Annotated in this window: 22 protein-coding genes; 10 read left to right on the plus strand and 12 right to left on the minus strand. The window is 59.5% G+C overall.

Annotated elements, in window-relative coordinates; translation table 11 throughout:
* Positions 1-172 precede the first annotated feature (172 nt).
* The 8 genes from ABTV22_RS15660 to ABTV22_RS15695 all read left to right on the plus strand — a co-directional run bounded on the left by ABTV22_RS15660 (position 173) and on the right by ABTV22_RS15695 (position 11,832).
* Positions 173-2,038, plus strand: coding sequence for an extracellular solute-binding protein (locus ABTV22_RS15660; protein WP_433735414.1), 1,866 nt, complete (start codon positions 173-175; stop codon positions 2,036-2,038).
* Positions 2,038-3,099, plus strand: coding sequence for a microcin C ABC transporter permease YejB (locus ABTV22_RS15665; protein ID WP_433735415.1), 1,062 nt, complete (start codon positions 2,038-2,040; stop codon positions 3,097-3,099). The genes ABTV22_RS15660 and ABTV22_RS15665 overlap by 1 nt, the downstream gene beginning before the upstream one ends.
* Positions 3,099-4,121: an ABC transporter permease gene (locus ABTV22_RS15670; RefSeq protein ID WP_433735416.1), complete on the plus strand. Its 1,023-nt coding sequence runs from the start codon at positions 3,099-3,101 to the stop codon at positions 4,119-4,121. The genes ABTV22_RS15665 and ABTV22_RS15670 overlap by 1 nt, the downstream gene beginning before the upstream one ends.
* Before the next feature lie 14 nt (positions 4,122-4,135).
* Complete coding sequence (locus ABTV22_RS15675) at positions 4,136-5,713, plus strand: ABC transporter ATP-binding protein (protein ID WP_433735417.1); 1,578 nt, start codon at positions 4,136-4,138, stop codon at positions 5,711-5,713.
* 124 nt (positions 5,714-5,837) lie between these two features.
* Entirely contained in the window at positions 5,838-7,253 is a 1,416-nt protein-coding gene (locus tag ABTV22_RS15680) for a sigma-54 interaction domain-containing protein (protein WP_433735418.1), read from the plus strand.
* Positions 7,254-7,538: 285 nt separating this feature from the next.
* On the plus strand, positions 7,539-8,930 hold the full coding sequence (locus ABTV22_RS15685) for a GntP family permease (protein ID WP_433735419.1): 1,392 nt from the start codon (positions 7,539-7,541) through the stop codon (positions 8,928-8,930).
* A 7-nt stretch (positions 8,931-8,937) separates the two neighbouring features.
* Positions 8,938-9,711: a 3-hydroxybutyrate dehydrogenase gene (gene hbdH, locus ABTV22_RS15690; protein WP_433735420.1), complete on the plus strand. Its 774-nt coding sequence runs from the start codon at positions 8,938-8,940 to the stop codon at positions 9,709-9,711.
* Between the two features lie 165 nt (positions 9,712-9,876).
* The gene (locus tag ABTV22_RS15695) at positions 9,877-11,832 is read left to right on the plus strand and encodes an acetoacetate--CoA ligase (RefSeq protein ID WP_433735421.1); all 1,956 of its coding nucleotides are present in this window, start codon (positions 9,877-9,879) and stop codon (positions 11,830-11,832) included.
* Positions 11,833-11,950: 118 nt separating this feature from the next.
* Here the strand turns inward: ABTV22_RS15695 and ABTV22_RS15700 are convergent, their stop codons facing one another.
* Positions 11,951-13,042, minus strand: a complete 1,092-nt coding sequence (locus ABTV22_RS15700; RefSeq protein WP_433735422.1) for a PilT/PilU family type 4a pilus ATPase — start codon at positions 13,040-13,042, stop codon at positions 11,951-11,953.
* A gap of 119 nt (positions 13,043-13,161) precedes the next feature.
* Here ABTV22_RS15700 and ABTV22_RS15705 point away from each other — a divergent pair, with 119 nt between their 5' ends.
* Together ABTV22_RS15705 and ABTV22_RS15710 are read left to right on the plus strand one after the other, a co-directional pair.
* On the plus strand, positions 13,162-15,699 hold the full coding sequence (locus ABTV22_RS15705) for a PAS domain S-box protein (RefSeq protein ID WP_433735423.1): 2,538 nt from the start codon (positions 13,162-13,164) through the stop codon (positions 15,697-15,699).
* Positions 15,700-15,766: 67 nt separating this feature from the next.
* Positions 15,767-16,042 (plus strand): peptidylprolyl isomerase, encoded by a 276-nt coding sequence (locus ABTV22_RS15710; protein ID WP_368558263.1) that lies wholly within the window; start codon positions 15,767-15,769, stop codon positions 16,040-16,042.
* 104 nt (positions 16,043-16,146) lie between these two features.
* Here ABTV22_RS15710 and ABTV22_RS15715 read toward each other — a convergent pair whose 3' ends face one another.
* The 11 genes from ABTV22_RS15715 to ABTV22_RS15765 all read right to left on the minus strand — a co-directional run bounded on the left by ABTV22_RS15715 (position 16,147) and on the right by ABTV22_RS15765 (position 24,661).
* The gene (locus tag ABTV22_RS15715) at positions 16,147-17,082 is read right to left on the minus strand and encodes a sugar kinase (protein WP_433735424.1); all 936 of its coding nucleotides are present in this window, start codon (positions 17,080-17,082) and stop codon (positions 16,147-16,149) included.
* Positions 17,083-17,214: 132 nt separating this feature from the next.
* Complete coding sequence (locus ABTV22_RS15720; RefSeq protein WP_433735425.1) at positions 17,215-18,432, minus strand: amino acid deaminase; 1,218 nt, start codon at positions 18,430-18,432, stop codon at positions 17,215-17,217.
* 39 nt (positions 18,433-18,471) lie between these two features.
* Positions 18,472-19,236 carry an IclR family transcriptional regulator gene (locus ABTV22_RS15725; RefSeq protein WP_433735426.1) on the minus strand — a complete coding sequence of 255 codons (765 nt, stop codon included), beginning with the start codon at positions 19,234-19,236 and terminating at the stop codon, positions 18,472-18,474.
* 146 nt (positions 19,237-19,382) lie between these two features.
* Positions 19,383-19,772, minus strand: coding sequence for a RidA family protein (locus ABTV22_RS15730; RefSeq protein ID WP_433735427.1), 390 nt, complete (start codon positions 19,770-19,772; stop codon positions 19,383-19,385).
* Between the two features lie 30 nt (positions 19,773-19,802).
* Positions 19,803-20,597 (minus strand): amino acid ABC transporter ATP-binding protein, encoded by a 795-nt coding sequence (locus ABTV22_RS15735; RefSeq protein ID WP_433735428.1) that lies wholly within the window; start codon positions 20,595-20,597, stop codon positions 19,803-19,805.
* Positions 20,594-21,256, minus strand: coding sequence for an amino acid ABC transporter permease (locus ABTV22_RS15740; RefSeq protein ID WP_433735429.1), 663 nt, complete (start codon positions 21,254-21,256; stop codon positions 20,594-20,596). Before ABTV22_RS15740 ends, ABTV22_RS15735 begins: the two co-directional genes overlap by 4 nt.
* Positions 21,257-21,264: 8 nt before the next feature.
* Positions 21,265-21,927: an amino acid ABC transporter permease gene (locus ABTV22_RS15745; RefSeq protein ID WP_007941741.1), complete on the minus strand. Its 663-nt coding sequence runs from the start codon at positions 21,925-21,927 to the stop codon at positions 21,265-21,267.
* A 51-nt stretch (positions 21,928-21,978) separates the two neighbouring features.
* On the minus strand, positions 21,979-22,827 hold the full coding sequence (locus ABTV22_RS15750; RefSeq protein WP_433735430.1) for a transporter substrate-binding domain-containing protein: 849 nt from the start codon (positions 22,825-22,827) through the stop codon (positions 21,979-21,981).
* Between the two features lie 333 nt (positions 22,828-23,160).
* A complete protein-coding gene (locus ABTV22_RS15755) occupies positions 23,161-24,054 on the minus strand; it encodes a DUF6216 family protein (protein ID WP_433735431.1) in 894 nt (297 codons plus the stop codon).
* An 87-nt stretch (positions 24,055-24,141) separates the two neighbouring features.
* The gene (locus ABTV22_RS15760; protein WP_433735432.1) at positions 24,142-24,423 is read right to left on the minus strand and encodes a type II toxin-antitoxin system RelE family toxin; all 282 of its coding nucleotides are present in this window, start codon (positions 24,421-24,423) and stop codon (positions 24,142-24,144) included.
* Entirely contained in the window at positions 24,413-24,661 is a 249-nt protein-coding gene (locus ABTV22_RS15765) for a type II toxin-antitoxin system Phd/YefM family antitoxin (protein ID WP_095194694.1), read from the minus strand. The genes ABTV22_RS15760 and ABTV22_RS15765 overlap by 11 nt, the downstream gene beginning before the upstream one ends.
* Between the last annotated feature and the right edge of the window lie 270 nt (positions 24,662-24,931).

Here is a 24,931-nt window from a genome sequence, read left to right on the forward strand (position 1 = left end):
CCTATTCGCCTGAAATATATGGCGCTCACCCACGCCCTGTGTCTACTGTCATAAATGACAGGTAACAAGTGGCTAGCACGCTACCGATCCCCGGACAACATGGCAATGTGGTCTACTGCCCGGTAATCTCCATTCAAACGCCGTTACCCAGACATACGCGCCAAGGCCAACAATGCGATTGTTTTTATATTCACTACTTTTTTCCCTGGCTTTGCTCCCAGGTTTGCCACCCGCTGCCGCCACACTGCAACATGCCCTGACCGTCTACGGCGAACCGGCCAAATACCCTGCCGGCTTCAGTCACTTCGACTACACCAACCCTCAGGCCCCCAAGGGTGGCACCCTGCGACGCTCGGCGATCGAAATTGGTCTTTTCGACCATGTCTTGCCTTACATCGACAAGGGCATCGGCGTCTCCCAGATCGATGGCCTGCTCTACTCGCCCCTGGCCCAACGCTCACTGGATGAACCCTACACCGTGTATGGCTTGGTGGCGCAGCAGATGGAGCGCTCCGACGACGGCCTGTCCCTGCGCTTCTACCTCAATCCCAAGGCACGCTTTGCCGATGGCACGCCGATCACTGCCCAAGACGTGCGTTACACCTTCGATCTATTGATGACCCAGGGCAGCCTGCGCTATCGCACGCAATTTGCCGACGTCAAAGGCGTCGTGGTGGAGTCGCCACTGACCGTGCGCTTTGACTTCAAGAACAACGAAAACCGCACCTTACCGCTGGATATAGCCACGCTGCCGGTTTTGCCCGAGCACTGGTGGAAGAACCGTGATTTCGCCGGTGGCGGCGGTTACGAGGCGCCGCTGGGCAGCGGGCCGTACAGAGTGGGCAAGGTCGACTCCGGACGCAGCATCACGTTCGAACGAAATGCCGACTGGTGGGGCAAGGATCTGCCGGTCAGTCGCGGACTCTACAATTTCGATCACTTCAGCATTGAGTACTTCGGCGATACCGACGTCGCCCGCCAGGTTTTGCGCGGCGGCGCCTACGACTACAACCGCGAATTTTCCGCCACCGGTTACTCCATCGGCTATGACAGCCCGGCACTGAGCGACGGTCGGCTGCAAAAAGCGCATCTGGCGACCGAAGCCCCGCAACCGAGCCAGGGCTTTGTGTTCAACCTGCAAAAGCCGATGTTCCAGGATCGCCGCGTACGCCAGGCACTGGTCATGCTCTGGGACTTCGAATGGAGCAACCGGCAGATGATGCGAAACATGTACATCCGCCAGCAGAGCTTCTTCTCAAACACCGAACTCGCCGCCCGGCAACTGCCGGATGCCGGCGAACTGGCAATTCTCGAACCCCTGCGCGGGCAGATTCCCGACGAAGTCTTCACTACAGTGTTCGAGGCACCCAAAACCGATGGCAGCGGCGTGATCCGCGATAAACAGTTGCAGGCCCTGGACCTGCTCGAACAGGCCGGCTGGAAACCCAAGGGCGATCAACTGGTCAACGCCGACGGCGAGCCGCTGACATTCACGTTCCTGGTCAGTCAGAACGGCATGGATCGCTTGCTGCTGCCGTACAAACGCACCCTGAAACAGATCGGCATCGACCTGAATATCCGTCGCATCGATGCCTCGCAGTACGTCAATCGCCTGATGAGCCGCGACTATGACATGATCGTCACCGGCTACCCGGTCACCACGTCTCCGGGGGGCGAACTGTTCAATTATTTCGGTTCAGCGGCCGCCAACGACCCGGGTTCCAACAACTACATGGTCCTCAAGAACCCGGCGGTGGACACCCTCATCAGCGGGCTGGTGCGTGCCAATACCAAGGCCGACATGTTGCGCTACGCCCACGCGCTGGATCGCGTGCTGCAATGGAACTACTACTGGATTCCCAACTATTACCCGCCAGGAACCTCCACCGTGTGGTGGAACCGCTTCGGCATCCCCAACGTGCAAGCCAGCAATGACGAAGCCATCGAGAGTTGGTGGGAAGTGAGTACCACGCCGCTGACCAACCAGCAAATGACCGCCGAGCGCATTCGTCGCGGCAGACCCGGAGGACCGCATTGATGTGGGCTTACATACTGCGGCGCCTGCTGCTGATCATTCCGACGCTGGTGATCATTCTTCTGGTCAATTTCGTCATCGTCCAGGCAGCCCCCGGCGGCCCGGTGGAACAAGCCATCGCCCACCTGCAAGGCATTGGCGGCGCCAGCGTTGGCGGTGGCTCAAGCGAAGCCATGAGCAACACGTCCCGGGCCAGCCGTGGCCTTGATCCGCAACTGATCAAGGACATCGAAAAACAATACGGCTTCGACAAACCGGCCCACGAACGACTCTGGCTGATGCTCACCAGTTACGCGCGCCTGGATTTCGGCAAGAGCTTCTTCCGTGGCGCCACGGTCACCGACCTGATCCTTCAGAAAATGCCGGTGACCATTTCCCTCGGTCTCTGGGCGACGCTGATCACCTACCTGGTGTCGATCCCGCTGGGCATCCGCAAGGCCGTGCATCACGGCAGTCATTTCGATATCTGGAGCAGCACCGCGATCATCATTGGCTACGCCATGCCGGCGTTTCTCTTCGCGATGTTCCTGATTGTGGTATTCGCCGGCGGCACCTCACTGAACTGGTTCCCGGTCCGAGGACTGGTGTCCGATGACTTCGAGTCACTGTCGACCCTGGGCAAGATCGCCGATTACTTTTGGCACCTGGTGCTGCCGGTGACGTCGCTGGTGATCGGTGGTTTCGCGACCCTGACCATCCTGACCAAAAACTCGTTCCTCAATGAAATCACCCGCCAGTACGTGGTCACCGCCCGCGCCAAAGGCCTGAGCGAGCGCCGGGTGCTGTATGGCCATGTGTTCCGTAATGCCATGTTGCTGGTGGTGTCGGGCATTCCCCAGGCCTTCATCAGCGTATTTTTTGCAGGCTCTTTGTTAATCGAAGTGATCTTCTCCCTCGATGGCCTTGGTCGCATGAGCTACGAGGCGGCGGTCTCAAGGGATTACCCGGTGGTGTTCGGCTCACTGTTCATCTTCACCCTGTTCGGCCTGCTGATAAAACTGGTGGGCGACCTGTGCTACACCCTGGTCGACCCGCGTATCGACTTCGCCGCGAGGAATGCCTGATGTTCAAGCTTTCGCCGTTGGGTCGTCGTCGTTTTGAGCGCTTCAAGAAAAACCGTCGCGGCTGGTGGTCGCTGTGGTTGTTTGTCGGCCTGTTCCTGCTCACCCTGGGTGGCGAACTGATCGCCAACGACAAACCGTTGATGGTCAGCTACCAGGGCCAGTGGTACTTCCCGGCGTTCAAGCGCTACACGGAGCAGGAGTTTGGCGGACAGCTGCCCTTCCAGGCCGATTACCGCAGCGACTATGTGCAGCAACTGATCAAGAAGGACGGTGGCTGGCTGCTGTTTCCGCCCATTCCCTTCAGTGACGACACGCCCAACTACGACCTGAACAAACCAGCCCCTAGCCCACCCTCAAGCGTGAACTGGCTGGGCACCGACGATCAAGCGCGAGACGTGTTGGCGCGAGTGATTTTCGGCGCGCGGGTATCGATTCTGTTCGCCCTGATGCTCACCTTCGTCAGCGCGCTGATCGGCATCGCTGCCGGGGCTTTGCAGGGCTATTACGGCGGCTGGATCGATCTGCTCGGACAGCGTCTGCTGGAGGTCTGGTCAGGACTTCCAGTGCTGTACCTGCTGATCATCCTCTCGGGGTTTGTCGAGCCCAATTTCTGGTGGTTGCTGGGCATCATGGCCCTGTTCTCCTGGCTGGCACTGGTGGACGTGGTGCGCGCCGAGTTCCTGCGCGGGCGCAACCTGGAATACGTCAAGGCAGCCAGGGCGTTGGGCCTGAGCGATCGCAAAGTCATCGTGCGACACATTCTGCCCAACGCCATGAACGCGACCCTGAGCTACCTGCCGTTCATCCTGACCGGGGCGATCTCGACCCTGACGGCACTGGACTTCCTCGGCTTCGGCATGCCGGCCGGCAGTGCCTCCCTGGGCGAACTGATTGGCCAGGGCAAGCAGAACCTGCAGGCCCCCTGGCTGGGACTGACGGCGTTCTTCGCCCTCGCGTTGATTCTTTCTTTATTGGTGTTCATCGGCGAAGCCTTGCGTGACGCCTTTGACCCTCGCTCCTGATGCGGACGGCCGACATGAGTAACCTGATCGAAATCCGTGACCTCAGCGTGGCCTTCAGCGGCCAGACCGTGGTGCGCAATCTGTGCCTGGACATCCGCCCCGGCGAATGCCTGGCCTTGGTGGGCGAATCGGGCTCGGGTAAATCGGTGACCGCCCATTCGGTCCTGCAACTGCTGCCCGAAGTCGGTACTGAAACCACCGGCAGCATCCGTTATCGCGGCCAGGAGCTCGTCGGTGCCGATACCAAGCGCTTGCGTCAATTGCGCGGCAACCGCATCGCCATGATTTTCCAGGAGCCCATGACCTCCCTCAATCCATTGCACAGCATCGAAAAGCAAATCGGCGAAACCTTGCTGGTCCATAAAGGCATGGCGGGTAAAGCGGCGCAGGCGCGGATTCTTGAATTGCTGCAGCTGGTAGGCATCCAGAAACCCAAGGAACGACTCAAGGCTTACCCCCACCAATTGTCCGGTGGCCAACGCCAGCGGGTGATGATCGCCATGGCCCTGGCCTGCGAGCCGGAGTTGCTGATTGCCGACGAGCCCACCACCGCACTGGATGTCACCGTACAACGCAAGATCCTGCTGTTGCTCAAGTCGCTGCAACAGCGGCTGGGCATGTCACTGCTGCTGATCAGCCACGACCTCAACCTGGTGCGCAGCATCGCCCAGCGCGTCTGCGTGATGAAGGCCGGGGAAATCGTCGAGCAGGCGACCTGCGAAACCATTTTCACCGAACCGAAACACCCGTACAGCCGCTTGCTGCTCAATGCCGAACCGGAAGGCGAAGCGTTGCCTCGCGACCAGCGGGAAAACGTGCTCGAAGTAAACGATCTGCGGGTGCAGTTTGCCGTCGGAGGCGGATTGTTTCAGCGCAAGACTTATCTGAACGCCGTGGACGGCATCAGCCTCAACGTTCAACGCGGCAAGACGCTGGGCATTGTCGGTGAGTCCGGTTCAGGCAAGTCCACCCTCGGCCAGGCGATCCTGCGCCTGCTCGACTCCGAGGGTGGTATCCGCTTTCAGGGCGAGGCGCTGGATGGCCTGACACAGAAACAGTTGCGGCCTTGGCGCAAGCAGATGCAGGTGGTGTTCCAGGACCCGTTTGGTAGCTTGAGCCCGCGAATGTCCGTGGAGCAAATCATCTGCGAAGGCTTGGAAGTGCACAGCCAGTTGAACGCCGAGCAATGCAACGCCGAGGTGATTCGCGCGCTGCAAGAAGTCGGCCTCGACCCGCAAAGCCGCCATCGCTATCCCCACGAATTCTCCGGCGGCCAGCGTCAGCGCATCGCCATTGCCCGGGCACTGGTGCTCAAACCGGCGTTGATCTTGCTGGACGAACCCACCTCGGCGCTGGACCGCACTGTGCAAAAGCAAGTGGTCGCCCTGCTTCGCCAGCTTCAGGAAAAACATGGCCTGACCTATCTGTTCATCAGCCATGACCTGTCAGTGGTTCGCGCGTTGGCCCATGACATGATCGTGATCAAGGACGGCAAAGTGGTTGAAAGCGGTGCCAGTCACGACGTGTTCGACTCACCGCAGCACCCATACACCAAGGAGCTGTTGGCGGCGGCGCATGTGGGGCAGGCATAATTTTTAGACCGCGGCGCGGCCTTCGCGGGCAAGCCTCGCTCCTACGGCAATTAGAGAATCCGTAGGAGCGAGGCTTGCCCGCGAAGGGCCGGAACAGGTAACGCAAAAATCAGGATCAGTGCTCATGAACACCACCGAAAGCCTCAAGGACTACCAGCGCGTTCGCCTGCTGGCGATCCGCTCACTGTTCGAGATCATCGAGCAGTCGAGTGAAGGCACGGTCATCGTCGACCGCGATGCCAATATCGTCTGGATGAACGAGCGTTACGCGCGGCGATTTGGCCTGGAATCGGCCGAAGGCGCCATCGGCAAGGCCTGTGAAAGCGTGATCCCCGGCAGCCTGTTACGTGAAGTGGTGCGCACCGGTCGGCCCATTCTGCTCGACATGCAAGACACCCCCAAAGAACCGCTGGTGGTCATGCGCCTGCCGATTCACGACGATGCAGGGGACGTGATCGGTGCCATCGGCTTTGCCTTGTTCGATGAACTGCGCAGCCTGTCGCCGATGCTCAAACGCTACATGAGCATGCAGGAAGAGTTGGCTTCAACCCGTTCGTTGTTGCGGGCGCGGCAGACCAAGTACAACTTCGCGCACTTTATCGGCACCAGTGCCGCCAGCCTGGAAGTCAAACGACGTGCCCGCCGCAGTGCCAGTACCGAATCGCCGGTGTTATTGCTCGGCGAAACCGGCACCGGCAAGGAACTGCTGGCACAGGCGATCCACAATGTCTCGCCGCGTGCGCACAAGGCGTTTGTCAGCATCAACAGCGCGGCGATCCCCGAATCACTGCTGGAAGCCGAATTTTTTGGCACCGCCCCAGGCGCTTTTACCGGTGCCGACCGCAAGGGCCGCGCTGGCAAATTGCAAATTGCCCAGGGCGGCACGCTGTTTCTCGATGAAATCGGCGACATGCCGCTGCCGCTGCAAAGCAAATTGTTGCGGGTGCTGCAGGAAAAGGAGTTCGAGCCGGTGGGTTCCAACGAGGTGATTCAAAGCGATGTGCGGGTGATCGCCGCGACCTCCACCGACCTGGAAGCAGCGATCAAGCGCGGCGAGTTTCGCGCCGACCTGTATTACCGCCTCAACGTCCTGCCGATCCACGTACCGCCGCTGCGCGATCGCCTCGACGACCTGCCCGCCCTCAGTGAGGCGATCCTTGAAGAGCTGCGCAGCCAGCACGAACTGAACAGCGAAGCGCTGGCATTGCTGGGCCAACACGCCTGGCCAGGAAACATTCGCGAATTGCGTAACGTATTGGAGCGGGCAGCGTTGCTCAGCGATGATTTGCGGCTGTCGGTCGCGGATATCCGTGGCGCGATCGGGACTTTCACCCCCGTTGAACGCGTGGCTCCGTTGGTCGTGGAACCGGTGGAACACGAGACGTTCAGTGCGGCGCGGGAACGCTTTGACCGGCAATTGATCGAAACCGCCTTGGCGCAATGCGAGGGCAAGGTGATCGAGGCAGCGACGCGGTTGGGGCTGGGGCGTTCGACGTTGTACAAGAAAATGGTGGCGTTGGGGATTGCCGAGTCTCCATAAAGAGATACATTTCTCTATTTGTAGATAATTAATTCAAGATCAAAAGATCGCAGCCTGCGGCAGCTGCTACACCGGATACATGCATCCCCCTGTAGGAGCTGCCGCAGGCTGCGATCTTTTCGCCCGCAAAAAATCTCATAAAAGAGACATAACTCTCCTAATAACCCCTGAAATATAAATTAAATCGTTATATTTCAAATAGTTACAGGCTTGGCACAAAACTCGCTATAGCCCCTTCCTACAAGTTTTCACCTATACAAAAATAACAATCCCGGGAGACACACCATGAGTGTGATCATTGCCTTGGCAGCCCTCGCGCTGCTGATGCTGGCTGCCTACCGCGGCTATAGCGTTATCCTCTTTGCCCCCATCGCCGCCCTCGGCGCTGTCCTGCTCACCGACCCTTCTGCCGTCGCGCCCGCCTTCACCGGCGTGTTCATGGAGAAAATGGTCGGTTTCATCAAGCTGTACTTCCCGGTGTTCCTGCTTGGCGCCGTGTTCGGCAAGCTGATCGAGCTATCGGGTTTCTCCCGCTCCATCGTCGCAGCGGCCATTCGCCTACTCGGCACCCGCCAGGCGATGCTGGTGATCGTGCTGGTCTGCGCCTTGCTCACCTATGGCGGCGTGTCGTTGTTCGTGGTGGTGTTCGCGGTGTATCCGTTTGCCGCCGAGATGTTCCGCCAGAGCAACATCCCCAAGCGCCTGATCCCGGCGACCATCGCCCTGGGCGCGTTCTCGTTCACCATGGACGCCTTGCCCGGCACCCCACAGATCCAGAACATCATCCCCAGCACCTTCTTCAACACCACTGCGTGGGCCGCGCCCTGGCTGGGTGTGATCGGCACGATCTTCGTGTTCTGCGCCGGCATGCTGTTTCTCCAGCGCCAACGCAACAAGGCCCAGCACGCCGGTGAAGGTTATGGCAGCGATCTGCGCAACGAGCCGGAAACCGCCGCCGATATCAAGCTGCCCAACCCTTGGATCGCCCTTTCGCCGTTGCTGGCCGTGGGCATCATGAACTTGCTGTTCACCCAATGGATTCCCCAGTGGTACGGCAAGACTCACAGCCTGGCCCTGCCGGGCATGGCCGCGCCGGTCACCACCGAAATCGCCAAACTCACGGCGATCTGGGCGGTTCAGGCGGCGCTGCTGGTCGGCATCCTCATGGTGCTGGCATTCGGCTTCCAGGCCATCCGCAGCAAACTGGCCGAGGGCAGTAAAAGTGCGGTCAGCGGTGCCTTGTTGGCGGCCATGAACACCGCGTCGGAATACGGCTTCGGTGCGGTGATCGCCTCGCTGCCAGGCTTCCTGGTCCTGGCCGACTGGCTCAAAAGCATTCCCAACCCGCTGGTCAACGAAGCGATTACCGTGACCTTGCTGGCGGGCATCACCGGTTCCGCCTCGGGCGGCATGAGCATCGCCCTGGCGGCGATGTCCGAGCAGTTCATCAGTGCCGCTCACGCTGCCAACATTCCGCTGGAAGTGCTGCACCGCGTGGCAGCGATGGCCAGTGGCGGCATGGACACCCTGCCGCACAACGGCGCGGTGATTACCTTGCTTGCCGTCACCGGCCTGACCCACCGCGAAGCTTACAAAGACATATTCTGTATTACGCTGATCAAGACCCTGGCGGTCTTCGTGGTAATCGGCACTTTCTACGCCACTGGCATTGTGTGAGGTATTGATGACGACTCTTTCGGGTAAAACCGCACTGGTTACCGGCTCCACCAGCGGCATCGGCCTGGGCATCGCCCTGAGCCTGGCCAAGGCTGGCGCGAATTTGATCCTCAATGGCTTCGGTGATGCCTCCAAGGTTATTGCAGAGGTTGCGCAGTACGGCGGCAAGGTCGGCCATCACCCTGCCGACGTCAGCGACCCGGCGCAGATCGCCGAGATGATTGCCTACGCCGAGCGTGAATTCGGCGGTGTCGACATTCTGGTCAACAATGCCGGCATCCAGCACGTGGCGCCGGTGGACGAGTTCCCGGTGGAGCGTTGGGATTCGATCATTGCCATCAACCTGTCGTCGGTGTTTCACAGTACCCGCCTGAGCCTGCCCGGCATGCGCGCCAAGGGCTGGGGTCGGGTGATTAACATCGCCTCGGTGCATGGCCTGGTCGGTTCGACCGGCAAGGCGGCTTATGTCGCGGCCAAACACGGCGTGATCGGCTTGACCAAGGTCGTCGCCCTGGAAACTGCCACCAGCAATATCACCTGCAACGCGATTTGTCCGGGCTGGGTGCTGACACCGCTGGTGCAAAAGCAGATCGACGACCGCGCCGCCACCGGAATCGATCCGCAACAGGCACAGCATGATTTGCTCGCTGAGAAGCAACCGTCACTGGAATTCGTGACCCCGCCGCAACTGGGTGAGCTGGTGTTGTTTTTGTGCAGCGAAGCCGGTAGCCAAGTGCGGGGCGCGGCGTGGAATGTGGATGGCGGGTGGTTGGCGCAATAATCAACCAAGAGTCCGGTGATGAATGGATTTATCTGTGGCGAGGGGATTTATCCCCGTTGGACTGCGCAGCAGTCCCATTTTTGGGGGCTGCTTCGCAACCCAACGGGGATAAATCCCCTCACCACAGAAAGCCGACTGAATGAATTAATAATAAGAGGCGAACTCATGTCCGAAATACTCTGGCAACCCAGCCCCGAACGCATCGCCAAGACCCGCATGGAGGCCTTTCGGCGCTTCGTCATCAAGCGGCATCACCTGCACCTCGACGACTACCCTGCCCTGCATCAATGGTCCATCGATCAGCGTCAGGATTTCTGGCAGGCGATCGTTGATTTCTTCGACATCCGCTTCCATCAGCAACCCGATGCGGTGCTGGTCGAAGGCCCGCAGATGCCCAGCGCCCAGTGGTTCCCCGGCGCAACACTGAACTTCGCCGAGCACTTGTTGCAGCGCCGCGACGATGCCGTTGCGGTGATTGCCGTGGCTGAAAACGGCCAGCGCGAACATTTGACCTGGGCGGAGTTGGCGGAGCATGTTGCCGGTTTTCAAAACGGCTTGATCGCCGCCGGTGTTGGCCTCGGCGACCGGGTCGCTGCCTGCATGCCCAACACTTGGCAAACCCTGGTGGCCATGCTCGCCACCACCAGCCTGGGGGCGATCTGGTCCTGCTCTTCGCCCGACTTCGGTACTCAAGGGGTGATCGACCGTTTCGGCCAGATCGAACCGAAAGTGCTGATTAGCTGTGCCGGGTACCGCTACGCCGGTAAGGACATTGACCAGACCCTCAAGGTCAACGAGATCCTCGCGCGCCTGCCGTCGCTGCAACAGCTAGTCGTCGTGCCTTACGCACGGCCCAAAGCCCACATCGAGGACTTTAATACCCAGGCCAATGTCACGCTCTGGGACGACTTCTACCTTCCCGGCGGCGAGCCGGACTTCGTTGCCGTGCCCTTCGCCCATCCGCTGTATATCCTCTACTCCAGCGGCACCACTGGCGTGCCCAAGTGCATCATCCACAGCACCGGCGGCGTGCTGCTGCAACACGTCAAGGAACATGGCCTGCACGGCGACCTTGGCCCCGGCGAACGGCTGTTCTACTACACCACCTGCGGCTGGATGATGTGGAACTGGCTGGTCTCGGCCCTGGCGGTCGGCAGTTCCGTCGTGCTGTATGACGGCTCGCCATTCCATCCGGAACCGCAGCGCTTGATCGACCTGATCGACGACGAACGTATCAGCGTCTTCGGCACCAGCCCCAAGTACCTGGCAACGTTGCAAAGCAATGGGGTAAAACCAAGGAACAGCCATGACCTGAGTAGCCTGAAAACCCTGCTCTGCACGGGTTCGGCGCTGTCACCTCAAAGCTACGATTACGTTTACCGCGACTTCAAGGCGGATGTGTGCCTGGCGTCGATGTCGGGCGGTACCGATATCGTCTCCTGCTTCGTCAATGGCAATCCGTGGCAAGCGGTGCGCCGTGGTGAAATTCAGGGCAAAAGCCTGGGCATGGCGGTCGAGGTGTGGAACGACAACGGCCAACCAGTGATCGGCCAAAAGGGTGAACTGGTCTGCATCCGGCATTTCCCGGCGATGCCCATCGGTCTCTGGCACGACCCAGACGGTGAAAAGTTGCGCGCCTCGTATTTCAGCCAGTTTCCTGGCGTCTGGGCCCAGGGAGATTACGCCGAAGAGCTGCCCCATGGCGGCATGATGATCCACGGTCGTTCCGATGCGGTGCTCAATCCCGGTGGTGTGCGCATCGGCACGGCGGAGATCTACCGGCAGGTGGAAAAAGTCCCGCAGGTGCTCGACTGCGTGGCCATCGGTCAGCAATGGCAGGACGATGTGCGAGTGGTACTGTTCGTGCGTTTGCACGATGGCGTGACACTGGATGAGGCGCTGCAACAGCAGATTCGCGAGGTCATTCGCGCCAACACCACACCACGCCATGTGCCGGCAAAGATTGTCGCGGTGACGGATATTCCCCGGACCATCAGCGGCAAGATCGTCGAATTGGCGGTGCGCAATGTGGTGCATGGGCAAACGGTGAAGAATACCGATGCGCTGGCCAATCCCCAGGCGCTGGAGCAATTCCGCAACCGCCCCGAACTGCAAGACTGAAAACACAGGTCACCTGTAGGAGCCGAGCTTGCTCGCGATGGCGGTGTATCAGTCAACATTGATACCCACTGAACCACCGCCATCGCGAGCAAGCTCGGCTCCTACAAGGGCGGATGTATCAGTCCATCAGACCCCAGTCACCCGGCGCGACGTCGGCGTGAAGTTTGAGCCGTAACCGCAAGTTGTTCATCGAATCGGCATGCTTCAACGCCTCGTCCTCCGTGATCGCGCCCTCCACCACCAACTCGAACAACGCTCCATCGAACGTCTGCATCCCCAGCGCCGCTGACTTCTCCATCACCCCCTTGAGTTCAGATAGCTCGTTGCGCCGGATCAAATCACCAATGGTCGGCGTCCCCAGCATCAACTCCACAGCCACCCGGCGCTGACCGTCACGGGTCCGTACCAGGCGCTGGGAAACGAACGCCTTGAGGTTATTGCTCAGATCGTTGAGCAATTGCCCCCGACGCTCCTCGGGGAAGAAGTTGAGGATGCGGTCGAGCGCCTGATTGGCGTTGTGCGCATGCAACGTGGAGATCACCAGATGCCCGGTGTCGGCGAAGGCCAGCGCATGCTCCATGGTTTCGCGGTCGCGGATTTCGCCGATCAGCACCACATCGGGTGCCTGGCGCAGGGTGTTTTTCAAGGCGGCATGGAAACTGCGGGTATCGACGCCGACTTCACGCTGGTTGATGATCGATTTCTTGTGCCGGTGGATGTACTCGATCGGGTCTTCGATCGTGACAATGTGGCCCTGGCTGTGACGATTGCGGTAGTCGATCAACGCCGCGAGCGAGGTCGACTTGCCCGAGTCTGTAGCGCCAACGAACAGCAGCAATCCCTGTTTGAGCATGACGGTTTCCAGCAGCACCGCGGGCAATTTGAGGTCCTCGAAGCGCGGGATGTCGAGCTTGACGTTGCGCACCACCATCGACACGTCGTTACGCTGTTTAAAGATATTGACCCGAAAGCGACCGATCCCCGCCAGGGAAATCGCCAGGTTCATTTCCAGTTCACGGTCGAACTCCAGGCGCTGTTCGGCGTCCATGATGGACCCGGCAATCGCCGCGATGTCCCTCGGTTTGAACACGTGGTCTGACAGGGGTGTGAGCACGCCGTCGAACCGTGCGCTGGGTGGCGCACCGGGGGACAGATACAGATCAGAGCCATCCTGGCAGGCCAGGCGTTTTAATAACGCATCGATTTCCATGGCAAAAAGCACCTGCGAAGCCTTCAATTGACAGAAAATGACCCCAGCAGGGTCTGCGCAGTGAGCGCTGAGCAAGCATAGTAGAGACCGCCACACCGACTTATGTGCAGGACACCTTGATGAACGCATCACCTACCGGCAGTGATGCCCAGGCCTTGATTGCCCGACTGGACTGGGCGAACAGTCCCTTGGGCGATGCCATCACCTGGCCGCAGAGCCTACGAACCGCGGTAGACATCGTGATTCACTCGCCGATGCCGATGCTGTTGCTCTGGGGCCCGCAACTGACGCAAATCTATAACGACGGCTTCGCCCTGCTGGCCGGCAGCAAGCATCCGCACGCTTTCGGACAGCCAACACACCAGGTCTGGCCAGAACTCAAAGACTTTACCGACCCGATTTACAGCGCGGTCCTACACGGTCAAGTGCGGACCTACAGCGAGCAGCGCTTCACCCTGCAACGCGACGGCAAGGATTCCGACTTCTGGCTGGACCTTACGTACAGCCCCATCCGCGACGAAAACGCCGAAGTCGCCGGCATCCTGGTCACGGCCATCGAAACCAACGAGCGCCGACGCATCGCACTCGAACTGGAACAACGCTCGGCCGCCAGCCTCAAGGCGCAGCAGGAAACCGAGGAACGCCTGCAACTGGCCCTCGCCGCCACCGATGCGGTAGGGACTTGGGACTGGGACATCAGTGAGGACCGCTTTCTTGCCGATGCGCATTTCGCCCAATTGCATGGCATCGATCCGGCCATGGCCGGCCAACTGCCCATCAGCGAGTACCTGCATGGCGTGCACCCGGAAGATCGCGCACTGATTGCCCGCAGCATCAAGCACTGCATCACCCAAGGCAGCGAATACGCCGAGGAATATCGCCTGTTGCAACCCGACGGTCAGCTGCGCTGGGTGTTTGCTCGCGGGCGTTGCTACAAGGATCATCATGGCAGGCCGATCCGCTTCCTCGGCGCCGCCCTGGACCTGACCGAACGCAAAAACACCGAGCAGGCGCTGCGCCAGAGCCAGACCGAGTTGCAGTTGATCATCAACGCCATGCCGATCCTGATCAGCTACGTCGACCGCGAGGAACGTTTTCGCCTGAACAATTCCGCGTACCTGGACTGGTATGGCCTGACACCGCAGGAGCTTTACGGCAAGACCGTGCGTGAGGTTTTGGGCGATGAGGCCTACGCCTTGCGCGCCGAGTACATTGCCCAGGCGCTGTCGGGCAAGCCCTGCTGTTTCAGTATCAGCACCCCACACCGTGACGGAAGTATCCGCCAAGCCCTGATGAACTACTTGCCGCGCCACGGTTCGGACGGCGCAGTGAACGGCTTTTACATCTTCGTGATCGACGAAACCGAGCGCAAGAAAACCGAAGAAGCCCTGCGCAACCTCAACGAAACCCTGGAAGAACGGGTCGCCGCCCGCACCCAGCAGTTGGCGGAAACCAACCAGCGCCTGCAAAACGAGATGTTCGAGCGTGAGCGCGCCGAAGACGCCTTGCGCCATGCGCAGAAAATGGAAGCGGTCGGCCAGCTCACCGGCGGTATCGCCCATGACTTCAACAACATGCTCACCGGGATCATCGGCAGCCTGGACCTGATGCAACGCTACATCGCTGACGGCCGCACCGCGGAAATCTCCCGTTTCACCGAGGCGGCCGTCTCCTCGGCCAACCGCGCCGCCGCCCTGACCCACCGCTTGCTGGCGTTCTCAAGGCGCCAATCACTGGACCGCAAGCCGCTCAACGCCAACGACCTGATCCATTCGCTGGAAGAGCTGTTCAGCCGCACCAAGGGCGACCACATCGAACTCAAGCTGCAACTGACAGAGGATGTGTGGCCGGTCAGCACGGATGTCAGCCAACTGGAGAATGCCCTACTCAACCTGGTGATCAACGCCCGGGATGCCATGCCCGATGGCGGTGAGCTGCGCATCGAAACCGCCAACGTGTACCTCGACGGCAGCGACATCAATATCCTGGAACCGGTCAAAGCCGGGGACTACCTGATGATTGCCGTCAGTGACAACGGCACCGGCATGACCCCCAAAGTCCTGGCCAAGGCCTTCGACCCCTTCTTCACCACCAAACCCATCGGCCAGGGTACGGGCCTGGGGTTGTCGATGATTTATGGTTTTGCCCAGCAATCGGGCGGCCACGTTAGCCTGTTCAGCCTACCTGGCCAGGGCACCAGCGTGCGCCTGTACCTGCCACGCCTGCTCAACGTTGAGCAGGTCGATGTGCTGCCACCGGTGATCGGTGAGGCGCCACCGGCGATTGCCGGGGAAACCGTGGTGCTGGTGGAGGACGATCCGGCGGTGCGCATGCTGGTACTGGACCTGCTCAAGGAGCTGGGCTATCGCGCCCACGAAGCCGAAGATGCGAAAACCGCCCTGCCCTTGCTCGAATCCGATCTGCGGGTCGATCTGCTGGTCACCGATGTCGGCCTGCCGGGCATGAATGGGCGGCAACTGGCGGAAATCGCCCGCCAGCATCGTCCGCAGTTGAAAGTGCTGTTCATGACCGGGTACGCACAGATGGCCGCCGAGCGTCAGGGTTTTCTTGAAGAAGGCATGGACATGGTGGCCAAACCGTTCTCCATTGATCTGTTGGCCAACAAGATTCGCACGATGATCGGCCAACCGGAGTGAGTTCGGGCATAATCGCGCGCGCACTTTTTGTCACCCGCATTGACCCCCGTTACCAGGTACCTGCCCCATGAAAGCTCAAGCCCGCCACATTCTGGTGAAAACCTCGGAAGAAGCCGAGCAGCTCAAACAACGCATCGCCAAGGGCGAAGCCTTCGACGTGCTGGCCAAGAAGTACTCCACCTGCCCGTCCGGCAAGCGTGGCGGCGATCTGGGTGAAGTGCGTCCGGGGCAAATGGTCGGAGCGATCGATGCGGTGATCTTCAAGAAACCGCTGCGGGTAGTGCACGGGCCGATCAAAAGCAAGTTCGGGTATCACCTGGTGCAAGTCTTCTTCCGGGATTGATCCCCCCTGTAGGAGCTGCCGCAGGCTGCGATCTTTTGATTTTGTTTTTTAAGAGCAAGATCAAAAGATCGCAGCCTGCGGCAGCTCCTACACGAGGTTGTATTTCAAGTTTTGGGAATCAATGCCCCAGGCACCTGAATCACCCGGCTCGCCAATCGATGCCCGGCTTCAGCAGCTTCAACAGGACTGCCCCCCTTGAGCCGACTGGCCAGGTACGCCGCGCTGAACGAATCCCCCGCCGCCGTGGTGTCCACCACACGCTCGACCTTCTGCGCTGGCACGTCAAATGACTCGCCGTCACAACGAATTAAACAGGCCTCGGCACCGCGTTTGAGCACCACCTCTGGCGTGCCGATCTGCTCATACGCGGCAAACACGGCTGCGCAATCGGCAAAATCGAACAGCGCCTGTTCGTCATCGACGGTCAGCAACGCCATGTCGACATAAGGCAGCACGCAACGATAAGCGGCCCGCGCGTCCTCGACCGAGGCCCACAGGCGTGGCCGGTAGTTATTGTCGAAGACGATCCGTGCATCGCGCTGTCGGGCTTCGATCAGGATCTGCAGCAGTTTTTCCCGACCTTGCACACCGAGCACCGCCAGGGTGATGCCGCTGAAATACAGCACGTCGTAATCCGGCAGCGCCGCCAGGATGGGTTCGGCGGCCGGCGTGGTGAAGCAATCGCGCACTGCCGCTTCATTGCGCCAGTACAGAAAACGTCGCTCACCGGCGGCGTCGGTCTGGATGCAGTACAGCCCCGGCAGACGACCCGGCAAGCGCTGGACCATGTCCAGGCCGATGTTTTCGGCAGCCCAGCTCTGGCACATGGCATCGCTGAAACTGTCATCGCCCAGGGCGGTGACGTAGTCCACGGTGCCGGCGGTGCCCAGTTCCCGGGACAGATAGACCGCGGTGTTCAAGGTGTCGCCGCCGAAGCATTGTTGCAGGCTGCCGTCGGCGCGGTGCTGCAATTCGATCATGCATTCGCCGATCAGGGCGATGCGCGGGGTGTTGGGGCCCAGGGGATTTAGGGTACTCATAGGTGTGGAGTCTCTGGTGTTTCGATGGTGTCTGGGGGGCCGCCTTCGCGGGCAAGCCTCGCTCCTACAAGGGATCACGCAAGCCCCGTAGGAGCGAGGCTTGCCCGCGATGGCCGCACCTCGGTTCCGGACTTAGAAACAGGTTTCCATGGTCTCGATGACGTTCAGTTGCTCATCCACCAGACACCCCGTGCGCCATTTGTCGAACGTCAGGCACGGGTGCGAGGTGCCGAACGAAATGATGTCGCCCACCCGCAGATCAATCCCCGGGGCCACGGTCATGAACGCATGCTGATCCATCACCGCCGTCACTTTGCAGGCACCGACATCATCACCCTTGGCCGGGACCACACCGGCCTTGTAACGCAGCAACGGCACTGGCAGACCCGCGTCGTAGGCCACGTCGCGCTTGCCCAGGGCGATCACGGCAAACCCCGGCTCGGGCAACGACTGCACGTGAGCCCAGACTTCCAGCGCCGGACGCAAGCCTTCGTGCAAGTCGCTGCGACGGTCAAGCACGCAGCACTGCGCCTCTTTGTAGATGCCATGGTCGTGGGCCACATAACTGCCGGGACGCAGCACGCTGAGGAAACGTCCGGCGGCGTTCTGTGCCTCGAACTCCTCGGCGATCAGGTCGTACCAGGCCGAACCGGAAGCAGTGATGATCGGTTTCGGGATCGCAAACGCTCCACTGTCCTGCAACTGCACCGCCAGGCGCACCAGCGACTGGGCGAACGCGCGAATGCCACTGATGGCGTGATCGCCGTGGATCACCCCTTCGTAACCTTCGATGCCGGTCAGGGCCAATGCCGGTTGCGCGGCGATGGCTTTGGCCAGGTCGAGCACTTCCTGCTCGCTGCGGCAACCGCATCGCCCACCAACCACGCCGTACTCGATCATCACGTTCAAGCGCACGCCACGGGAGGCGAAGTAGGCCCCCAGATCGGCCACGTTGTCCGGGTGATCGACCATGCAATAGAAGTCGAAGGTCGGATCGGCCAGCAAGTCGGCAATCAACGCCATGTTCGGCGTGCCCACCAATTGGTTGGCCATCAACACGCGGCGCACACCATGGGCGTAAGCCGCACGGGTTTGCGTGGCGCTGGCCAGCGTAATGCCCCAGGCGCCCGCGTCCAGTTGCCGGCGAAACAGGGCTGGGGTCATGCTGGTTTTACCGTGGGGCGCCAGTTCCGCGCCGCTGTTGCTGACAAAGGCCTGCATCCAGCGAATGTTGTGCTCCAGCGCTTCGCGATGCAGCACAAGGGCCGGCAGGCTGACGTCACGGGCCAGGTTGGCGCCGATCTGGGCAGCGCCCTTATCCACGTTGCCGGTATTGGGGGCAGAAGACATGGTTGAACTCCTCACATTCGCGGCTGCGGGCAGCCGCTGTTATTCGTTGATGCGACGGGCCAGGCTGTTCGCACTGTCGATCAGCACCCGGCGGTAGTCGTCGTAATGGGTTTTGGCATCGGCGCGCGGGGCGACGATGCACAGCGTGCATATGGCCACGCCGTTGGGGTCTTTGACCGGGGCGGCGAAGCAATGGGTAAAGGTGTCGGCCACGCTGTCGAACGAGAAAAAGCCGTCGATGCCGGCCTGGCGGATTTCCTGCAGAAACTGCTCCAGGGGCAGGCGTTCGCCGTTAGGCAGGATGAAGTCGTCGTGGTCGATCAGGTCGACAATGTCCTGATCGCTCAAATGCGCCAGCAGCAGACGCCCGGACGCGGTCCAGGGAATGGGGGCGTTCTCGCCGATGTCCGAGGAAATACGGAAATGCCGCTCGCCCTCTTTCATCAAGGCCACGGTGTATTTACGCCCATTGAGCAGGCACATCTGCGCGGTTTCGCGGGTCTGGCTGACGATGTCCTGCAGGGCATGATCGGCCTCGCGGGTCAGGTCGAAATGGCGCAAGTGCGCCTGGCCGAGGAAGTACAGCTGCCGGCCCAGGTACACGTGGCCGTCCTTGCCCACCGGCTCCAGGATTCGTCGCTCCAGCAGCGAGGCCACCAGTTCGTAGACCGTGGACTTGGGGCTGCCGATGCCGTTGGCGATGTCGTTCGGACGCAAGGGCTGACCGACTTCCTTGAGGAAATCGAGGATATCGAACGCCCGGTCCAGGCCGCGTGCCCGGCGCTTGATGGTGTCTTCGGTCATGTCAGTGGTTCCCATTCAAATTCGCCGGGAGTTTACCCCAGAGTGCTGCGGCGACTGTCGGGCCGCCATCGCCAGCAAGCCGGCTCCTACAGATGTTCGCGTTCCCATGTAGGAGCCTGCTTGCTGGCGATGCACTCACCGCGGTCTCAGGCCTTTTTCTTGTACGCAATGCAGTCGATCTCGACCTTGCAGTCGACCATCATGTTCGCCTGCACACAGGCCCGCGCCGGTGCATGTTCAGGTTTGAAGTACTCGGCGAACACCTTGTTGAAACTGGTGAAATCCCGTGGATCTTCCAGCCACACCCCCGCACGCACCACATCCTCCAGGCCATAACCGGCCTCCTGGAGAATCGCGATCAGGTTCTTCATGGTCTGGTGTGTCTGTTCGACGATGCCGCCCACAATGATCTCGCCATCCACTGCCGGCACCTGGCCAGAGACGTGCAGCCAACCATCGGCTTCAACGGCGCGGGCGAAAGGACGAGGCGTGCCGCCCGCGGCGGAACTGCCGGTGCCATAACGAGTGATGCTCATGAGTGTTTCTCCTGATTGAAATTTGAGTGTTTAAAACCGCGTGCTTTTGAGAAATTCAGCCAGACGCGGCGATTGCGGGCGCTCGAAGAGTTCCTTGGGTGGCCCCTGCTCCTCAATGCGCCCCTTGTTCATGAAAACGATCTTGTCCGAGACCTCAAAAGCGAAACGCATTTCGTGGGTCACCAGCAGCATGGTCATGCCGTCGTCGGCCAGGCCCTTGATCACGTTGAGCACTTCGCTGACCAACTCCGGGTCGAGCGCCGAGGTGACTTCGTCGAACAGCATCAGGCTGGGGTTCATCGCAATCGCGCGGGCAATCGCCACGCGCTGCTGCTGACCGCCGGACAGTTGGCCCGGGTAGTGATCGCGACGCTCCAGCAATCCGACCCGCTCCAGCCATTTTTCCGCCAGGGCCACGGCCTCGTCCTTGTGCAGTTTTTTCACCTTGAGCAACCCCAGGGTGACGTTCTGCAAGGCAGTCAGGTGCGGGAACAGGTTGAACTGTTGAAACGCCATGCCGGTCATGGCGCGATGACGGGCGATAACCTTTTCCGGGTGGCGAATGCGTTTGCCGTTGACCTCGTCATAACCGATGGATTCGCCGTCGAGCAGGATCTGCCCGCCCTGGAACTCTTCGAGCATGTTGACACAGCGTAATAGCGTGGTCTTGCCCGAGCCGCTGGAGCCGATCAGCGTCACCACGTTGCCGCGCTGCATGGTCAGGTCGACGCCCTTGAGCACTTCGAGTTGGTCATAGCGTTTGTGCAGGCCGCGAATGTCCAGCAAGGGTTGGCCGTTTTGTGCATTGGTTTGAGTCTGTGTCATGGCAAGGCCACCCGCTTTTCAATGTGCCGGCCGAGTAACTCGATGCCGTAGTTGATGACGAAAAACAGAAATCCGGCGAACAGGTAAAACTCCAGGGTCATGAAGGTCCGCGCGATGATCTGCTGGGAACTGAGCAGCAACTCGGCGACGCCGATCACCGACAGTAGCGTCGAAGCCTTGACGATCTCGGTGGACGAGTTGACCCAGGTCGGCAGGATCTGCCGCAATGCCTGGGGTAACAGCACGTAGCCCAGGGCCTGATAAAAGGTCAGGCCAATGGCCTTGCTCGCTTCCATCTGCCCGCGCGGCAACGCTTGCAACGCACCGCGCACGATCTCGGCGACGTGGGAGCCGCAAAACAGCGTCAAGCCCAAGGCACCGGCCTGAAATGCGCTGATCTGCCAGCCCAACGCTGGCGCCATATAGAAGCAGGCCAGCACCAGCACGAACACCGGCGTGCCGCGGATTACATCGACATAGAAACGAAACGGTGCGCGCATCCAGAACCGGCCGTAGGTCAGCACCAGCCCGGCGAACATACCGACCAGCGTGCCAAGCAAAATCGCCAGCGCCGACACCTGCACACTGGTGAGAAAGCCTTGCCACAAGGGCTCGCGCGCGACCCACAACTCATGCAACCAACTGGGGGATTCGTACATGGGGCCTCCTATCGGCGGATCGCCAGACGCTGCTCGAGGTAACGCAGCATCATGGCAATGAGGTAACAGGCCGCCACATAGAGCGCCGTGGTCACCAGCCAGGTCTCAATCACCCGGTAGCTCTCGACATTGATCTTGCGCGCGTAGTAGGTCAGCTCCGGCACGGCAATGGCGGCCGCCAGCGAGGTGTCCTTGAACAGCGAAATGAAGTTGTTCGACAAGGCCGGCAACACATTGCGCAGCATCACCGGGACGGTGACGTAGGCCTTGACCTGCCATTCCCCCAGCCCGATGGCCAGGCCGGCTTCACGCTGGCCCTTGGGAATGCTCAGCAGTCCGCCGCGGAACACTTCGGTCAAGTACGCCCCGGCATACAGCGACAGGGTGATGATGAACGAGGGAATCTTGTCCAGACGTATCCCCAAGCTCGGCAAGGCGAAATAGATCAACAGAATCAACACCAGGATCGGCGTATTACGGATCACCGTGACGTACACCGATGCCAGCACCCGCAACGCGCGATGCTTTGATAACAAAGCAAACGCCATCAGCAGGCCGATGACGCAGCCGATGGCGATCGACACCAGTGCCAGCTCAAGCCCCAGACCGAGCCCCGCCAGCAAGGTGTCGAAATCGCGCCATACGGCGGCAAAGTTCAACTGATAGTTCATGGTCGGCAGTACCTTGAGCGGGGCGCATTACAGCGCCCCGCTCTCACGGGATCATTGGAATTCGACAGGGAAACCGATTTTCGGTGTAGGCAAATCGACACCGAACCACTGCTTGAAGGACGCGGCATAGGTCGGGAACTCAACGCCAGTCATGGCCTCATGCAGCGTGGTATTGACGAAGTTCAACCAGTCCTGATCGCCGCGCTTGACCGCACAGGCGTAGGTTTGCGGGCTCCAGGCGTAGGCCGGGCTGCGATAGCGGCCAGCGTTCTGCACCATCAGGTATTTGACCGACGACTGATCGGTGGCCGCCGCGTCAGCGCGTCCCGAGTTCACCGCCTGATACATCAAGTCGACGCTGTCGTACTGATCGACCTTGGCCTTGGGCAGTGCCTGGTGCACCAGTTCTTCGGCATAGACGTTTTGCAGCACCGCCACGGTCAGGCCATCGCCAGCAGCCTGCATGTCGTCGATTTCCTTGTACTTGCTGTTGGCCGGCAACAGCAGGCCCACGCCTTCGCGGTAGTACGGCAGGGTAAACGCCACTTGCTGGGCACGGCTGGCGGTCACAGTGATGAACTGGCAGCTCATGTCGACCTTGTCGGTCAGCAGGTTGGGAATCCGCGCATCCGAGGACTGCACCACGAACTCGACCTTGCTCGGGTCGTTGAACAACCCCTTGGCCACCATGCGCGCGATATCGATATCAAAGCCCTGCAACTTGCCATCGGCACCCTGGAAGTGCCAAGGCGCATTGGTGCTGCCAGTCCCCACGATCAGCTTGCCGCGGGCCAGAACGCTATCGAGCTTACTGTCCGCTGCCTGGGCCACGCCCATGGCAGCAGCAGAGGCTGCGAAAAGAAAAACACACGCTTTGAACAAGGAAGGTCGGCGATGCATGGCAAGCACTCCAGGATGATGTTTATTCCGCTATACCGGAAGTAGGTATGTAACAGCGGAACAGACAGCAGAAAGTGTGCCACAGGTTGTGACGGGTTTGTGCGCGAGATTAATAAATGTTTGAAATCAGACAGATGCGTTAAACGGCGGAAAAACGTTTTCCGCACACATCACGGTCAATCGCTACCGTGGGCCACAACTCCGGGTATTTGCACCACATCAGGACGTAACCGCCCCCTGTAGGAGCGAGCCTGCTCGCGATGGTCGTCAACGATGACGCGCAAAGCCTGACACCCCGCGTCGCTCTTGGGTCCATCGCGAGCAGGCTCGCTCCTACAGAATGGTGTGTGTTTCGTTGTGGGTGCGAGCCTGATCTCGAAGGGCCCCCTGATCGCTGTGCATCCATGGATTACGATGCTCGTTTGGGCTCGGCACACTGCGATTCATTTGTACAAACACACGCCTTGCAGCTTGGGCCTTACTAGCCCCCACGATCATGCAAACAAAAAACCAAAAACCATTGGCCATCAATATTCCGGCCAAAGCTCGCTGCTCGGCGATGATGTTTCTTACGTACTGCCCATCTGCCTTGTTGGCAAATATTCCGCAAACCAACTGTTTGATTTCATCGTCTGGCTTTACGCTGGGCTGAATGCAGTCCTGTGGATTGAGGCTCCACTCGCTTGATAGAAAGGATTTCGCTGTGTCTTCCCGGACCATAAAAGTCACGTCGCTCTTTTTCATGGTCAAAATCGCGTAGTCGGGAATCATGGGGATCGTGCAGGCAATCATGAAAAGCGCTGACAATGCCATGCCGATTGCATGGCGGCATTTCCAAAGGCTCAGATCAGGGTTTCGCATGACAAGGCGATCTGCATCAAAATACTTTCTGCCGCGGATCAATTGGGCAATATTGACCTTGTCGCACTTGATTCGCTCGAGTAGTGCCAGCATTTGCTCATAGGTATCAAGTGGTATACCGGTTCTGAAACGAAAGCTTTCAAGATCTTTAAAGGCTAACCATTGCTGGTTGAGAAACTCATTGGAAAACTCTTTACTGCCGCCAATCAATCTCCAGATTCGTTCGATCAAGAAAAAACCGGAGGCTGCGCGCCAGTAGCCATATAGGGTAAGCAGGAGTACGAAAATAAGGGGAAGGCAGTACTTCAACACTTCAAGGATTAAGGTCAATTGGGGAAGAATAGGTTCTACATTAGTTACGGCCATCGTATGTCCTTATAAAAATAATCCTTGCTCATAGCGCATTAGCAGGCGGTGAGACTGTCATACGTAGCAAAACCCGAAAAATAACCGCTAACGCTCTCTTGCTTCCTTGTAGATCTCTCCACGCTCTCTTTTGCCCACCGCAATGACGGTCACAACCAACACTTCATCAACGACCCGATAAACCAACCGATATCCGGCACTGCGCAATTTGATCTTGTAGGCATTGCCCAGCCCGCTAAGCCGGTCTGCAGGAACATGTGGATTCACGAGCCGTTCCCGAAGCTTCCCTTTGAACTGTTCCCTCAGGTTCTCCCCAAGCTTTTTCCATTCTTTCAGGGCTTTTTCAGAAAACTCCAACTCATAGGTCATCAATTGAAACCTTTATGGTCGGGTCGTTTTCTCGTTCCTTGCATAGCGCGATCAGCTCAAGATCCTCCAGCCTATTCATCATGGCTTCATATTCTTTTGCAGGAACACAATAAAAAGCCGGCTCGTTACGGTTGAGGATCGCAACAGACGAACCACCGCCCGCTGCTACCGTCCCCATTGGATTTCTTTTCAGCTCCGAGATGCTCGCCACGACCTGCGAAAGCACGATATGTGTCATGTAACAATTCCTTGGGATGCTTTTAGAGACACTCAAAATAGCACTCCAAACCGCATCTGAGTGCGATCTTCATCGTTGAAATTCCTCACTTTCGACATGACTGAACCTCCTCCTGCGATTGCTCTTAACGGTTGCACAAAAATTATCACGCCTTGGTTTTCTGCATTTCCGGGCTTCTTGTGGGACTGCCCCTAAAAAATGGTCAGAAACCGTCCCCTGTAGGAGCGAGCCTGCTCGCGATGGTCGTCAACGATGACGCGCATAGCCTGA

The sequence above is a fragment of the Pseudomonas putida genome (assembly GCF_050990305.1).
GTDB lineage: Bacteria > Pseudomonadota > Gammaproteobacteria > Pseudomonadales > Pseudomonadaceae > Aquipseudomonas > Aquipseudomonas putida_AH.

Bases quoted from the DNA above. Each gene is read 5' to 3' on its own strand.
- ABTV22_RS15660 (WP_433735414.1), top strand. From the start codon at position 173: ATGCGATTGTTTTTATATTCACTACTTTTTTCCCTGGCTTTGCTCCCA.
- ABTV22_RS15665 (WP_433735415.1), top strand. From the start codon at position 2,038: ATGTGGGCTTACATACTGCGGCGCCTGCTGCTGATCATTCCGACGCTG.
- ABTV22_RS15670 (WP_433735416.1), top strand. From the start codon at position 3,099: ATGTTCAAGCTTTCGCCGTTGGGTCGTCGTCGTTTTGAGCGCTTCAAG.
- ABTV22_RS15675 (WP_433735417.1), top strand. From the start codon at position 4,136: ATGAGTAACCTGATCGAAATCCGTGACCTCAGCGTGGCCTTCAGCGGC.
- ABTV22_RS15680 (WP_433735418.1), top strand. From the start codon at position 5,838: ATGAACACCACCGAAAGCCTCAAGGACTACCAGCGCGTTCGCCTGCTG.
- ABTV22_RS15685 (WP_433735419.1), top strand. From the start codon at position 7,539: ATGAGTGTGATCATTGCCTTGGCAGCCCTCGCGCTGCTGATGCTGGCT.
- hbdH (WP_433735420.1), top strand. From the start codon at position 8,938: ATGACGACTCTTTCGGGTAAAACCGCACTGGTTACCGGCTCCACCAGC.
- ABTV22_RS15695 (WP_433735421.1), top strand. From the start codon at position 9,877: ATGTCCGAAATACTCTGGCAACCCAGCCCCGAACGCATCGCCAAGACC.
- ABTV22_RS15700 (WP_433735422.1), bottom strand. From the start codon at position 13,042: ATGGAAATCGATGCGTTATTAAAACGCCTGGCCTGCCAGGATGGCTCT.
- ABTV22_RS15705 (WP_433735423.1), top strand. From the start codon at position 13,162: ATGAACGCATCACCTACCGGCAGTGATGCCCAGGCCTTGATTGCCCGA.
- ABTV22_RS15710 (WP_368558263.1), top strand. From the start codon at position 15,767: ATGAAAGCTCAAGCCCGCCACATTCTGGTGAAAACCTCGGAAGAAGCC.
- ABTV22_RS15715 (WP_433735424.1), bottom strand. From the start codon at position 17,082: ATGAGTACCCTAAATCCCCTGGGCCCCAACACCCCGCGCATCGCCCTG.
- ABTV22_RS15720 (WP_433735425.1), bottom strand. From the start codon at position 18,432: ATGTCTTCTGCCCCCAATACCGGCAACGTGGATAAGGGCGCTGCCCAG.
- ABTV22_RS15725 (WP_433735426.1), bottom strand. From the start codon at position 19,236: ATGACCGAAGACACCATCAAGCGCCGGGCACGCGGCCTGGACCGGGCG.
- ABTV22_RS15730 (WP_433735427.1), bottom strand. From the start codon at position 19,772: ATGAGCATCACTCGTTATGGCACCGGCAGTTCCGCCGCGGGCGGCACG.
- ABTV22_RS15735 (WP_433735428.1), bottom strand. From the start codon at position 20,597: ATGACACAGACTCAAACCAATGCACAAAACGGCCAACCCTTGCTGGAC.
- ABTV22_RS15740 (WP_433735429.1), bottom strand. From the start codon at position 21,256: ATGTACGAATCCCCCAGTTGGTTGCATGAGTTGTGGGTCGCGCGCGAG.
- ABTV22_RS15745 (WP_007941741.1), bottom strand. From the start codon at position 21,927: ATGAACTATCAGTTGAACTTTGCCGCCGTATGGCGCGATTTCGACACC.
- ABTV22_RS15750 (WP_433735430.1), bottom strand. From the start codon at position 22,827: ATGCATCGCCGACCTTCCTTGTTCAAAGCGTGTGTTTTTCTTTTCGCA.
- ABTV22_RS15755 (WP_433735431.1), bottom strand. From the start codon at position 24,054: ATGGCCGTAACTAATGTAGAACCTATTCTTCCCCAATTGACCTTAATC.
- ABTV22_RS15760 (WP_433735432.1), bottom strand. From the start codon at position 24,423: ATGACCTATGAGTTGGAGTTTTCTGAAAAAGCCCTGAAAGAATGGAAA.
- ABTV22_RS15765 (WP_095194694.1), bottom strand. From the start codon at position 24,661: ATGACACATATCGTGCTTTCGCAGGTCGTGGCGAGCATCTCGGAGCTG.